We start from the raw sequence: 13,319 nt of genomic DNA on the forward strand, positions 1-13,319 counted from the left end.
CATGAACCCTCGTCAACGGCGCGGAATCCTGCTCATGATCGTCGCCGCCGTCGGCGGTGTCGCCGTGTTCCTCACCGTGGTGGCCTACGTGGGCAACCTCAACAGCGAGCTGGGCAGCTACCGCACGGCGCTGCGCCTGACCGAGGACGTGCAGCCGTACCAGGAGATCACCCCCGACATGCTGGAGGAGTACGAGGTCCCCGCCCGCTTCTTCGACTCCCAGCACTTCATCGGCGAGTTCGGCGAGATCAACGAGCAGGTCGGCCGGCTCCCGGTGGCCTCCAGCGCGCTGCGCGAGGGGGAACTGCTGCAGCGCAGCATGGTGATCGCCGCGCCCGACCTGGAGGAGGGCGAACGCGAGATCGCCATCATGGTCGACGCCGAGACCGGCGTGGCGGGCAAGGTGGGCCGCCAGTCGCGCGTGGACGTCTACGCCGCCTTCAACCCCGGCGAGGGCCAGCCGCAGGCGTGCGCATACCGGGTGCTGACCAACATCGAGATCCTCGACATCGGCGACGTGGGCTCCACCATCGACGAGACCACCGGCGACACGGGCAGCGTCGTGCCGGTCACCTTCCGGCTCACCCCCGACCAGGCGCTCAACCTGACCTACGCCGAGTCGTTCGCCAGCAGCCTGCGCCTGGCCGCGGTCAGTCCGCAGGGCTCCGGCGACCCCGGCAACCTGGAGTTCTGCGCCGAGGACCAGCTCGACCAGATCCGCGAGCAGTCCGGCGAGCCCGCCGAGTCCGACGGCGCCGAGGCGTCCCCGCAGCCCGAGCAGACCGAGGGCGAGTGATGAGCGGATACCAGGTGATGCTCGGGGTCCCCTCGGCCGAGCTGGAGGAAGCGCTGCGGGCGCGCTTCGACGAGCTGCTCGACACCGAGGTGATCGGCGTGCACCGCACCTCCCAGGAGATCGGTGACAGCGTCGGGCAGGTGCCCACCCTCGACGTCGTGCTCGTGCACGAGCGCCTCGGGCCGCTGCCGGTGTTCGACCTGATCCGCGACCTGTCGCGGAACCGGCCCCAGCTCGCCGTCATCCTCGTCGTCGACGAGGTCGACGCCGACACCTTCACCAACGCCATGGAGGCGGGGGCGCGCAGCGTGCTGCCGGCGCACGCCACCGTCGAGCAGATCGCCCAGCGCGTCACCGCGGCCGCCGACTGGTCGCGCACGCTGCGCCGCCACCTGGAGGCCGCCTCCCTGGACGTCCCGATGGACGGCCGGAGGGGCTCCATCGTCACCTTCAACGGCGCCAAGGGCGGCGTGGGCACCACGACCAGCGCCATCCACCTGGCGCGCGCCGCCGCCCGGTCGGGCCGCGTGGTCTGCCTGGTCGACCTGGACCTGCAGTCGGGCGACATCCCGGGCTACTTCGACCTCAAGCACCGGCGCAGCATCGCCGACCTCGTCGAGGCCGCCGACGACATCAGCGCCTCCATGCTCGCCGACACCCTCTACGTGCACCCCGAAGGCGTGCACATCCTGCTGGCGCCGCACGACGGCGAGCGCGGCGAGGACGTCACGGGCCGCGCCACCCGCCAGATCCTGGGTGCGCTGCGGTCGCGCTATGACCTCGTCCTCGTCGACTGCGGCACCGCCACCACCGAGGCCAGCGCGATGGCGGTCGAGCTCGCCGACACCGCCGTGCTGCTGGTGACCCCTGACCTGCCGGCGCTGCGGGCGGCCCAGCGGGTGGTGGCGATGTGGGGGCGGCTGCAGATCCGCGACTCCCGCAACGTCAGCGCGCTGCTGATCCGCCACAGCCGCAAGAACGAGATCCAGCCTGACTTCGCCCGCAAGCTGCTGGCGACCCCCATCCTGCGCACCGCGGTCCCGGCGGCCTACCGGGCGGTCGAGGAGGCCTCCAACACCGGCGACCCCGCACGCGTCACCGACGAAGGCCTCCTGCGGACGTTCGCGCAGGTCGCCGCCGAGCTGGAGTTGCTGCACCGGCCCGAGTCCCCCTACGACCGCGACGGCGCGGGCGAGCCCGCCTACCAGGCCGCTCCCGGCTCCCCCGATCCCTACGGCGAGCCCGCCGACGCGCGCGAGCGCCGCGCGCGGGCGCGGCGGCGGCGCGGCGACTCCGGCGCGCTGTTCGTCGAGTTCGCCTCGACCCTGCCCTTCGTCGGGTTGGCGCTGCTGATGACCTGGCAGATCCTGCTCGTCGGGCTGACGGGCATGTTCGCCTCGCACGCCGCCAACGAGGGTGCGCGCCAAGCGGCGATCGACCCCTCCGACGACGAGGCCATCGCCGAGGAGGCCGCCAAGCGCATCAGCCCGCCCTGGAACGACGAGGGCACCCTCGACGTGTCGGTGGTGGGCACCGACGCCGGGCGGGCGGTGCAGGTCAGCATCGCCACACCGGTGTTCCTGCCGGGGGTCGACGGCCCCTGGGACATCAGCAGCCGGGCCCTGGTCATCCCCGAGGACACCGGCCGGCCGGGGCAGGAGGCCGACCCGGTCGCCCCGGAGGAGGACGACGATGCCTGAACCGGCCGGTGCGGCGCGGACGGCGCTTGCGCGCGGGCGCGCGCAGCCGCCGCTCCGCGGGTCCGCGCGCCGGCGGCGCCGGGGCGACCGCGGCTCCCAGATCCTGGAGTTCGCCGCCTACTTCCCGCTCTTCGTGCTGGTCGCGACGATCGCGCTGGAGACCTTCTTCGCGTTCATCGCCGCCGAGCGGATGGAGCACGCCGCACGCGCCGGCGCCCGCGCGGCCGGGACCGAGGGCCTGGCCGGCGGCGAGTCCACCGCGCGCGCCGCGCTGCCGTCGTGGCTGAGCCAGGCGGAGGTCTCGGTGGGCGACAACGGCCAGGGCGGGTATTACACCGAGGTCACCGTCGACTTCCCGCTGATGTTCCCCACCCCCGGATTCGACTTCGACCTCTCGCGGCGGGTGGAGATGCCGCTATGACCGCACCGGCGCCCCGCGCGTGCCCCTCACCGCCCTCCGACCGCAGGTAGTGCCATGGGACTCAAAGACCGCCTCACCGACGACCACGTCAACGACCACCAGACCGACCAGATCGCGCACTGGCGCCAGCGCCTGCTGCGCGAGGTCAACCTGGACGACATGGCCATGCTCACCCTGGAGCAGCGGCGCACCCGCCTGGAGAAGGTCGTCGGGCACATCATCTCCCGCGAAGGCCCGGTGCTCAGCGACCGCGAACGCGGCGGGCTGGTCCGCCGCGTCGTCGACGAGGCGCTGGGGCTGGGGGTGCTGGAGCCGCTGCTGGCCGACGAAAGCATCACCGAGATCATGGTGAACGGCCCCGACAGCGTCTACGTCGAGCAGCGCGGACGCGTACACCGCATCGACACCGCCTTCACCAGCGAAGAGCAGCTGATGCAGACGATCGACCGGATCGTCTCGCAGGTGAACCGGCGCATCGACGAGTCCAGCCCGATGGTCGACGCGCGGCTGCCCACCGGCGAGCGCGTCAACGTGATCATCCCGCCGCTGTCGCTGAGCGGACCGGTCGTCACCATCCGGCGCTTCCCCAAGCCCTTCACCGTCGAGGAGCTGGTGGCCCGCGGCAGCGTCGACGGCACCACCGCCGTGCTGCTGGCGTCGCTGGTGCGGGCGCGGTTCAACGTGATCATCTCGGGCGGCACGGGCACCGGCAAGACGACGTTCCTCAACGCACTGTCCAGCTTTGTGCCCTCCGACGAGCGCGTGATCACCATCGAGGACTCCGCCGAGCTGCAGCTGCAGCAGGAGCACGTCATCCGGTTGGAGGCCCGCCCGCCCAACATCGAGGGGGCGGGCCAGGTGACCATCCGCGACCTGGTGCGCAACTCGCTGCGCATGCGCCCGGACCGGATCATCGTCGGCGAGGTCCGCGGGCAGGAGACCCTGGACATGATGCAGGCGATGAACACCGGCCACGACGGCTCGCTGGCGACGGTGCACGCCAACTCCGCCGAGGACGCGGTCTACCGGCTGCTCACGCTCGCCTCGATGTCGGAGGTCAAGATCCCGTTCGAGGCGCTGCGCGACCAGATCAACGCGGCGGTCGACGTGATCGTGCACCTGAGCCGCTACCCGGACGGCTCGCGGCGGGTAGCTCAGGTGGGGGTCGTGGCCTCGCAGCGCGACGAGGAGTTCCGGCTGGAGCCGCTGCTGCACTTCCAGCCCTACCCCGACGACGGCAGCGGGCACACCAACGGCGAGTTCCGCCGCTACCGGCTGCCCTACCACGTCGCCGCGCGCATCCGCGCGGCCGGCGAGTCCGTGCCGGCGGCGTTCGGCGTCCAGCGGGAGAACGGCCGCCGACCGGCCTTCCCCGATCCCGCCCCGCCCTCCCCGGAGGTCCCCCTGTGACGTACACGACGGTCATCCTGGCCTCGGCCGCGGTCACGATCTGCCTGTTCGTGCTGGGGCTGGTCCTCTACATCGACGGCAGCGTGCAGCGCCGCCGGCTCGCCTCGCGCAGCGCGCTGCACGAGGTCGAGCGGCGCGCCAACACCCCGCTCGCACGGCTGGACGTGCTGCTGCGCCGCACCGAACCGGGCCAGCGCATCGAGTACCGGCTGGCGCGCGCCGGGGTCAAGGTGAAGGTGTCGACGTTCGTGGTGCTGATGGCGGCGGCCGCGGTGCTGGCGGTGGTGTTCGTCTGGCAGGCGCTGGCGCCGGTGTTCGGGCTCGCCGCGGCGTTCGGGGTGGGCTTCGCCTTCTTCGCCTACCTCAAGCGCCAGGAGGAGCGGCGCAAGGAGGCGTTCACCGCCCAGCTGCCCGAGCTGGCCCGCGTACTGGGCAACGCCACCCAGGCCGGTCTTGCGCTGCCGACGGCCGTGGACATGGCGGCCGAGGAGCTCGCCGAGCCGGCGGGCTCGGAGCTCCGGCGCGCGGCGGAGTCGATGAAGCTGGGGCTGCCGTTCGAGGAGGCGATGAACGAGCTGCGCCGGCGCATGCCCTCCCGCGAGATCGGGGTGCTGCTGTCGACCCTGCTGGTGTCGTCGCGGTCGGGCGGCGCCCTGGTCTCGGCGCTGCGGTCGATCTCGGAGACCCTGGAGGAGCGCAAGGAGTCCCGCCGGGAGGTGCAGACCATCCTGACCGAGACCACGTCGACGGCGTGGGCGCTGCTGGCGATGGGCGTGGGTGCGCTGTTCCTCGTCAACCTGCTCCAGCCCGACGCCATCCGCACGATGACCCAGAGCGCGGTCGGCACCCTGGTGCTGGCGCTGTCGTGCGGGCTGTTCCTCACCGGCTTCGTCCTGGTCCGCCGCATCACCACCCGTATCGACCTCTGACCGCCCGGGCGGCCCGCAGCCGCCCGCCCTCCCGCCCCCCGAAACCGGCCCGCGAGCCCCCGAACCCCCGGAGCCCTCATGCCCTTCGCGTCCGTCCTGGCGCTCGGCCTCGGAGCCGCCGCGGTCGTCGCGGTCTTTTGCTGGGGCCTGTACCTGTTCACCAAGCAGAGCGAGGTGGCCGGCGACATCACCGCGGCGCCGCCCCGCGCCAAGCGGAAGTCGACGTTCGTCCTGAACCGCCTCACCGAACTGATCGGCCGCCCGTTCCTGGGTGCGGTGCGCGAGCTCGTCGGCGAGGAGCGCCAGGAGAGCATCCGCCTGCGGATCGAGGCCGCCGGCCGCCCGGAGGGCCTCACCGTCGAGCGCTACCTGCAGCGGAAGACGGGCGAGATCCTGCTCTACAGCAGCGCCGCCCTGCTGCTGTTCTCCCGCGACCAGACCATGCTGGCGCTGCTGGCGCTGGCGTTCGTCCTGCTGACCGACGCCGAGCTGCTGCTGAAGACCCAGCAGCGCCAGGACGACATCCAGCGCCAGCTGCCCGACTTCCTCGACGTCCTCGCGGTCAGCGTGGGTTCGGGTCTGGCCTTCCGCCAGGCGCTCGCCCGGGTCGCCGACGCGATGCCGGGCACGCTGTCCGACGAGTTCCGGATCGTGCTGCGCCAGATGGACCTGGGCACCAGCCGCAAGGACGCCTTCCAGGCCCTCCGCGACCGCAACTCCAACGAGTCGCTGGGGAAGTTCGTCACCGCCATCCAGCAGTCCGAGGAGCTGGGCGCCCCGCTGTCGCACACCCTGCTCAACATCGGCCAGGACATGCGCCGCCAGGACGCCCAGTACATGCGGCGCAAGGCCCAGCGCATCAATCCCCGGGTCACCGGGATCACGGCGGCGACGATGCTGCCCGGCCTCCTTCTGCTGGTGGGAGGAGCGATGATCTTGGGATCGGGAGTCGACTTCGGAGGTGTCTTCACCGGATGACTTATCCACAATCCATCGGCCGCCCCTACACAACTGGACGCGACACCCGTAACTTGATATCAACCGCCGGGGACCAAGATCCCCATGTTCGCTTCCGGGAGGGCTGAATGGCCAAACTGCTGGTGTCCCTGCACCTGAAGACACGGGAAATGATCATCAGTCGCCTCACCGTCCCCCGAGGAGACAGAGGAGCGAGCATGCTGGAGTATGCCGCGTTGATCATCCTGGTTGGCGGGGTCGCCGTTGCTCTAATGCAGCTTGAAGTGTTCAACGAGATACCCACAACGGTCGAGGAGTCAATTCAGGAAGTCTTGAACCCCGAATAGGCGTCCTGTATCAGATATCCCATGGCAACCAACAAGACCGGGCCGGCAGGAGCTGATAGCGGTCAGGCCAACCTGTTCATGCTGATCGGCTTGACGCTATCGTTGATCGCGATCCTTCTTCTTTTCGTGCGCCTCGGAAACGCCAACAATCTTCGGACCGACGCCCAGACAGCCGCCGACGCCGCCGCACTAGCCGCTGCAGGGGTGGCCCGAAACAACGCGGCCCAGTCGCTCGCAGACGACGAGATCCCCTATAGCAGGCTCTACGATCCGGCCGAAGGGCGCGCAGCGGCAGAGCACTACGCAAAGGAGAACGGGGCGACGGTCGAAGCCATACGCGCTAGCGATGACAGTCAGGGAAACCTCGGAAACATCGTGCGGGTGGAGATCCAGACCACGGCCTGCCAGCGCGAACTCCGGGAAGACAGATCGCGGGACTGGGCTGATGCCGCCTGCGGCGAGAACGATGACCCCGGAGGCGAATCCTCACATGCCGGGAACGCATCCGCGACGGCCGAAGTGGTCATGCCCGACTGCCAGTACGCATTCGGCGGAAGCGAAATCGTCGGGCTGACCTGCGACGGACAGCAGGTCCAGAGTTTCGCTCATGCACAGCGATTGCTCGACATACGCCTGACGGACGAAGAAGGCCAGTACATCTACCAGCCACTAGGGGATGGCTTGGCATTCGCTCCGGCTCAGAGAGGCAGGCCAGTATGAATGCACAGGCGCCACGATCGCGAATAAAACTCAAGCACGCTCTGCCGGGAGCACTTGCAGTACTGGCACTTCTCCTTACATCCTGCGTTACCAGCGGCGGCGATGGCGGGGCCGCCGACGGACAAGAACATCCCGACTCTTCTTCGCCGACGTCATCGCCATCTCAAAACGGCTCCGCGAAACCTGTCATCGCAAGTACCACGACGACGTCGACAGAGGCAGGCGAAGATCTCCGCCTTGACGTTCACAGCCTGAAACGCCAGAAGAACGACACCGTGGTCCTCGATTTCTCCATGACCAACCTGGGCTCTGCGGATAACATCATCGCCCTCAAACCTCCCCGCGAAGGGGACGCCGCAGCAGATTCTCAGCCCTTCGCGCTCGTCGATGGAGCAAGCCGAAAGAAACACCTCCCACTCCTGCACTCCAGCGGCGAATGCTACTGCAGCAACTGGACCGAGAACAGTTTGAGCAGTGGGGAATCCTTGAACGGATGGATCGCCTTCCCCGCACCCACCGCGAAAGTCGAATCGATGATACTAACCTCATCGATCGCTCCTCCGATCCTCGACATACCGGTATCGGACGGCGATAAAGACAATGCGCACCCGCCCTCTGGAAAGCTGGACCCGCCAAGGATCTGGGATATCCGCTCACTGGAAGACGATTTGTCAGAGGATACCGTTCGCCAGGAGACAGGGGACGAAGTCGCCATCTCGCTCTCCACGGACGTCCTGTTCGCCGTGGGCGAATCCGTATTGGACGACGAGGCACGAGAGTCGCTCGAACAAGTGGCGAACGAGATCGACGGCGCCTCGGGGAAGACGGTGCGGATCGACGGACACACCGACGACAGCGGAACCGATGCTATCAATGACCCCCTTTCCCAAAAGCGGGCTCAGGCGGTCGAAGAATCCCTTTCCTCCATGATCAGCAGGTCCGGCATCGAGTTCGATGTAAAGGGGCACGGGTCGGACCAACCCATCGCCACCAACGAGACCGAGGAGGGGAAGCAGAAGAACCGGCGTGTCACCATCACGTTCACCAAATAGGAACAGTAATGCACATACCCGTCGTTCGACCGCTGACCCTTTCACTGACATTGTCACTACTCATGGCTACCTCCCTGCTGGTCTCGCCGACTGCTTCCGCGAACCCTTCGACTCCTTCAACGTCCCCTTCCCCGGGGGTCTCCTCGCCCCTGGCGAGCGCCACCAGCAACGGCGAGAGCGATGACATATCGAGTGCGTCGGCCGAAATCATCGAACTCAAGCAATCCAAATCCAGTGGATTCACGACCATTACGGTCAGGATAACCAACACTACCGACGAGGACATGCACGATCACTGGTTCAGCAATCCCACTTATATTTATCGGGAACCCGTTTTCAGTGGAGTGACCCTCCTCGATGAGAACCAGAACGTCCGCCACAATCCGGTCATGGACGAGCAGGACTACTGCAGTTGCTCCGGCTACTCCCCCCGATCACCATACGCGCCGTTCGTGCGCCCGGGGGAATCGGTGGATTACTGGGCCATGTACTATATTCCGGAAAATACGAAATCGGTAGACGTGAAGATTCCGGGGTTCGATCCTATTGAGGACGTTCCCGTCGGGTGAGGTTCGGGTTCCACTGACGTGAGGAGGTCGGTGCGGTGACGGTGCCGAGGAAGCTGCTCGCTCGGCTGCATGGGCGCGGGAGTGAGCGCGGGGCGTCGATCCTGGAGAGCGCGGCGCTGATCGCCGTCGCCGCCGTGGTCGTGATCGGTCTCGCCAACACCTCGATCGGCGACACCCTCCACGACGCCACCCGTGAGTACGTCTGCCGCGTCGAAGGTCCCGACTGCGGCGAGGAGACCTGGGTCGAGCGCGAGCGCCCCGAGAAGCCCGAGGAGTACTCCTGGGCGCCCATGGCGAGTACCTGGAACGGCGAGGTCCAGGGCGAGGGCAGCGCCAAGGTCGCGATCCAGTTCGCGCTCGCCCAGCAGGGGAAGCCCTACGACTGGGGCGCGACCGGGCGGCAGTCCTACGACTGCTCCTCCCTGATGCAGGAGGCGTGGCGCGAAGCGGGCGTCTCGATCCCTCGGACCACATGGGATCAGAGCGGCGCTCTGCAGCACGTCCCCAAGAGCGGACTCAAGCCGGGCGACCTCATCTTCTTCCACACCATGTCGGGGTATCCACCGCCCACGCACGTCGGGATGTACATCGGCGGCGGCAACATGGTGCACGCCGGCGACCCTGTCCAAGTCGTCCCGGTTCTCGGCAACCCGCATTGGGAGTCCCTCTGGGTGGGCCAAGCCCGTGTCCCGCAGGCGTGAGTCGGAAGGGTCGGTGACGTGGTGACGGTGCGTTCAACCCGTGGTTCAACCCGTGGTTCGTTCTGCCGGCGAGTGGTCGCGGCTCCCGCCGCACTCGGTGCCGTGGTCCTGCTGACGACCGCGTGTGTCGGCGCCTCCGGAGGTCCTTCCTCCCCCGAGGCGGTTCCCACGCCCGGCGACGCCGAGAACCGCGCCGAACTGGCGGAGGTACTGCCCGAGGCGCTGGAGGGCGGGGCGTCCGCGTCCTGGCGGCTGCTGAGCTTCGACAGCAGCGGGCTGATGACCGTCAACAGAGGACGGCTGAGCTGCGACGGCGACGGATCGGGCACCTACCTCGTCGAGGGCGGCGCCACCCGATCCACGCCGGAACAGGAGTTCGTCCCCGGACGCGAGTTCGACGAGCAGGACCTCGCCCCCGCCCAGACTCAGACCGCCGGTTCCGTCGCGACCGACGAAGGACTGCACGCCGAAGGCGGCGGCGGCTTCTGGCCGGTCGACGAGTCGGTGGTCCCCACCGAGTACGCCGAGGACGTCGCCGCGGCACGCGGCGCCAACTGCTCGCACATCACCGCCACGGTCGCCACCAGCAGCGACCTGCGACTCATCGACGCGATCGAGGTCGACGGCGCACCCGTCGCCCACTGGAAGGGCACCGCCTACATCGACGAACTGCAGGAGAACGCCTCCGGCTACGCCCGGCAGGACTACGCGGAGCTCACCGCCATGAATCTGGGCGAGGCCGCGGTCGACGTCGAGCTGTGGGTCGACGCCGGAAACCGCCCGGTCGCCTATTACCAGAGCCTGCCTCCCGACCGCACCGGCCTGCAGCCCCGCTGGTTCGCGCTGTCCCTGAGCAACTGGAACAACGGCACATCCGTGACCGTGCCCGGAGACTGATCCGGGCGATGGCGCGTGCGTCGATCGCCGCACGCGCCGATCCCGCCAGCCCACCGATCCGGCCCCCGGCGTCCCACGACCCCTGCTGATACGGCGCCGGCACCGCGCTCAGCGAACCGCCGCACGCAACCGGGCCGCCGACCGCTTACCGCCGCCCACGCGATATCCGCCGCCGACCCGCCCGCCCGCCTCCGCGCCCGGGTGCCGCCCCGCGCGTACCGTGCCGCCGCCGAACGCCGCCGCAGCGGTGGCCCGCCTCCCGAGCACGGACGACGCCGCCCAGCCCCGCCTCGCGCCGCCCTCCGCTTCCACGCCCTTGTTGCGAGGCCGACCATGGCTGCCCGACCGCGCCGCCGTCCGCTCCCTTTGTCCGCTCGCGTACGCACTCCTGCGCCCGCTCCCCCGACTATCCGCCCCTCCGCCCTCGCGGAGCGCCTCGATGCACCCCGCTTCCGGCTCCGCGTCCATCCGCACTCCCGCCGCCTTCGGGCCGCCGGCGACCGCGGCGCGGCCGCCCTGGAGTACGCGGGCGTCGTCCTCCTGGCGTGCACCCTCGGTGTCGCCCTGGTCGGCGCCACCGACTACGGCCAGCGGCTCCTGACCGAGGTGCGCCGCGCCGTCTGCACCGCGCTGGACCTCGGCGGGTGCCCGAGCGGCCCCGGCAGTGCGGACGGCTTCCTGCCCAAGCGCTGCGCAACCGACGAGCACCGGATCAGCGCGTCGGTGGGTGTCTCGGTCGTGGCCAGTCCCAGCGGCAGCGTACGCATCGGCGAGCGCGTCAACTCCGACGGCACCGCTGAGGTCTCGCTGACCCGGGGCCTGCACGCCACCGCGGATGCGCCCAACCCGCTGCACTGGAGCGGCGAACTGGGCTCCCTCGCCGAGGCCCGGGTCGGCGTGGGCGCCGGCGCGCACGGCGGCGCGACCGCCGCCCACGTCTGGACGTTCGCCACCGAGCGCGAGGCAGCTCGCTTCCGCGAACGGGTCGCCCGCTCCGAACACCTGGAGACCCTGGGCAGCGGAAGCGGCGCCTTCGACGCGCTGGGGTCCCGGATCGTCGGGGCCGCAGGCGACCTCTTCGGGTCGGAGACGACGGGCGCCCTGCCGCCGCCGGACCGCCGCGAGGTGTCGCTGAGCGCCGGACTCCATCTGGCCGGCGAGGCGGGCGCGAGCCTGGGCGTCCGCGACCGCGACCGCGACCGCGACCGCGGCCGGGCCGCCGGCGGCGAGTCCGGTCGCCCCGCCGGTCCGGCGACCGGTCGCCCCGCCGTCCCCGGTGGTGCGACGGCCGGCACCCCGCGTCCGGGCGGCTCCGCCCCCGCGGACGGAACCGGGACGGGCCGCGACCGGGTATCCAGCGACCTCGGCCTGCTGCACCTGGTCTCCGCCGGAGCCGAAGGCGACGCGTCACTCACCGACACCGTCGACGAGCGGCGCGGCACCGTGTCCCGGACGGTCGGGTTCCGCTTCGCCGAGTCGGGCGGCGTGGGCCCGCTCATGCCCCCGTCGGTGCTCAGGCCGCGGGACGCCCGCGACCGGATCACCCGCGCCTCGGTGACGACCACCCGCGACCGCGGCACCGGCGAGCTCACCGAGGTCGCCGTCGAGACGGCGAACACCGACGACGGGAGCGGGCGCGTGGTCGGCACCGCCCGGCTGGAGGTGACCGACGCGAACCGCGCGACGGTCCGCCGCTGGCTCGCGGGCGGCGAGCCGTTGAGGGCGCTGACGTTCCTGGCCACCACGGGCCGCCCCAAGGACGCGGCCTCGCCGAAGGCGGCGGGCAGCGGGGAGGTCGGCGAGTTCGACCGCCTGCTGTACCGCGAGGCCGGCTACAGCGCCGTCGGCTACGCCACCCGGTCCGCCGGACGCGAGTTCAGCGCCGACGCCACGCTCAACGGCCTCTCGTTCGGCGGCGCCACGGGATGGGAGTCGGTGACCCGCACGGCCACCGGCGCGCGCTACCTGGCCGCGCCCGGCCCGGACGGGCGCCGCGAACTCGTCCCCTACGAGGAATGCGCGGGGTGAAGCTGATGCCGCACGACGACCCCGCGCCCGTTCCACCCGTCGCTTCAGCTCCCGGAGCCCGGCGCCGCATGGACTCCGGCGAGCGTCGCCCGATCGTGCCGAAGGCTCCGTCCCCTGGGCGGCTGCCGCCGCCGTGTGGCTCGCCGGCGGTCGAATCGCCCGCTGAGCCGGCCGCACCGGCGCCGCGGCCGTCACCATCCCCGACCCGGACAGTGCACCGCGGCGCTTCCGCGCGCCCCGCTCATCACCTCAGCCCCACCACACCCCGTACAAGGCCGACCGAGCACCCAAGGAACACCAATGGACCTCCTCCGCTCCTGGACGGCGGGCGCCGCCGTGTGGCTCGCCTGGGCCGTCGCCAGCGCGCTGCTGCACCTGTGGCTGCTGCCGCTCGGGACTCTCGACGTCCCCTCCCTGCGGCTGGCGTGGGTCGGGCTCACCACGCTGACCGGCTACCTCCTGGTCGCCCTCGCCGCGGGCCTGGCCCACCCGCGCGCACGCCGAGCCGACCGGAACCGCCGCGCCGCCGCCGTGTGGGCGCTGCCCGCCTTCGGCGTCCCGCTGGAAGGGGCGGCCCGGATCCCCCATCTCACCCACCCCTCGAACGGCGCCTCGGCGGTCGACTGGATCACCCTGGGCACGGCCGTCGCGATGATCGCCGCCGGAGCCGCGGCAGGCGGTGCCCTGGCCCGTTCGCTCCGCGCGCACACCGCACGGAGCCGCCGACCGCGAAATTCCTGAGAGGGACTTGACCTTGAAGCCGACTCGAAGGTCTACCGTCACGAGTGTGCA

The 13,319-nt window shown here is 70.4% G+C and carries 14 protein-coding genes; all 14 read left to right on the forward strand.

Annotated elements, in window-relative coordinates; all coding sequences use genetic code 11:
• Nucleotide 1: 1 nt before the first annotated feature.
• The 14 genes from cpaB to ABEA15_RS06640 all read left to right on the forward strand — a co-directional run bounded on the left by cpaB (nt 2) and on the right by ABEA15_RS06640 (nt 13,268).
• Entirely contained in the window at nt 2-796 is a 795-nt protein-coding gene (gene cpaB, locus ABEA15_RS06575; protein WP_344143317.1) for a Flp pilus assembly protein CpaB, read from the forward strand.
• Complete coding sequence (locus ABEA15_RS06580) at nt 796-2,496, forward strand: CpaE/TadZ family protein (protein WP_344143318.1); 1,701 nt, start codon at nt 796-798, stop codon at nt 2,494-2,496. The genes cpaB and ABEA15_RS06580 overlap by 1 nt, the downstream gene beginning before the upstream one ends.
• Complete coding sequence (locus ABEA15_RS06585; protein ID WP_344143319.1) at nt 2,489-2,917, forward strand: TadE/TadG family type IV pilus assembly protein; 429 nt, start codon at nt 2,489-2,491, stop codon at nt 2,915-2,917. Before ABEA15_RS06580 ends, ABEA15_RS06585 begins: the two co-directional genes overlap by 8 nt.
• Nucleotides 2,918-2,971: 54 nt before the next feature.
• On the forward strand, nt 2,972-4,327 hold the full coding sequence (locus ABEA15_RS06590) for a TadA family conjugal transfer-associated ATPase (protein ID WP_344143320.1): 1,356 nt from the start codon (nt 2,972-2,974) through the stop codon (nt 4,325-4,327).
• Nucleotides 4,324-5,256 carry a type II secretion system F family protein gene (locus ABEA15_RS06595; RefSeq protein WP_386699255.1) on the forward strand — a complete coding sequence of 311 codons (933 nt, stop codon included), beginning with the start codon at nt 4,324-4,326 and terminating at the stop codon, nt 5,254-5,256. The genes ABEA15_RS06590 and ABEA15_RS06595 overlap by 4 nt, the downstream gene beginning before the upstream one ends.
• Nucleotides 5,257-5,334: 78 nt before the next feature.
• Nucleotides 5,335-6,234 (forward strand): type II secretion system F family protein, encoded by a 900-nt coding sequence (locus ABEA15_RS06600; protein WP_344143321.1) that lies wholly within the window; start codon nt 5,335-5,337, stop codon nt 6,232-6,234.
• A 107-nt stretch (nt 6,235-6,341) separates the two neighbouring features.
• Nucleotides 6,342-6,560 (forward strand): hypothetical protein, encoded by a 219-nt coding sequence (locus ABEA15_RS06605; RefSeq protein ID WP_345555871.1) that lies wholly within the window; start codon nt 6,342-6,344, stop codon nt 6,558-6,560.
• A 21-nt stretch (nt 6,561-6,581) separates the two neighbouring features.
• Nucleotides 6,582-7,280 (forward strand): pilus assembly protein TadG-related protein, encoded by a 699-nt coding sequence (locus ABEA15_RS06610; RefSeq protein WP_345555873.1) that lies wholly within the window; start codon nt 6,582-6,584, stop codon nt 7,278-7,280.
• Nucleotides 7,277-8,332 (forward strand): OmpA family protein, encoded by a 1,056-nt coding sequence (locus ABEA15_RS06615; RefSeq protein ID WP_345555874.1) that lies wholly within the window; start codon nt 7,277-7,279, stop codon nt 8,330-8,332. The genes ABEA15_RS06610 and ABEA15_RS06615 overlap by 4 nt, the downstream gene beginning before the upstream one ends.
• A gap of 62 nt (nt 8,333-8,394) precedes the next feature.
• Nucleotides 8,395-8,901 (forward strand): hypothetical protein, encoded by a 507-nt coding sequence (locus ABEA15_RS06620; RefSeq protein WP_345555875.1) that lies wholly within the window; start codon nt 8,395-8,397, stop codon nt 8,899-8,901.
• A 35-nt stretch (nt 8,902-8,936) separates the two neighbouring features.
• Nucleotides 8,937-9,602, forward strand: coding sequence for a C40 family peptidase (locus ABEA15_RS06625; protein ID WP_344143326.1), 666 nt, complete (start codon nt 8,937-8,939; stop codon nt 9,600-9,602).
• Nucleotides 9,603-9,704: 102 nt separating this feature from the next.
• A complete protein-coding gene (locus tag ABEA15_RS06630) occupies nt 9,705-10,499 on the forward strand; it encodes a hypothetical protein (protein WP_345555876.1) in 795 nt (264 codons plus the stop codon).
• A gap of 366 nt (nt 10,500-10,865) precedes the next feature.
• The gene (locus ABEA15_RS06635) at nt 10,866-12,527 is read left to right on the forward strand and encodes a hypothetical protein (RefSeq protein ID WP_345555877.1); all 1,662 of its coding nucleotides are present in this window, start codon (nt 10,866-10,868) and stop codon (nt 12,525-12,527) included.
• 300 nt (nt 12,528-12,827) lie between these two features.
• On the forward strand, nt 12,828-13,268 hold the full coding sequence (locus ABEA15_RS06640; RefSeq protein ID WP_345555878.1) for a hypothetical protein: 441 nt from the start codon (nt 12,828-12,830) through the stop codon (nt 13,266-13,268).
• Nucleotides 13,269-13,319 lie beyond the last annotated feature (51 nt).

This window comes from Streptomonospora halophila (assembly GCF_039542725.1).
Taxonomy (GTDB): domain Bacteria; phylum Actinomycetota; class Actinomycetes; order Streptosporangiales; family Streptosporangiaceae; genus Streptomonospora; species Streptomonospora halophila.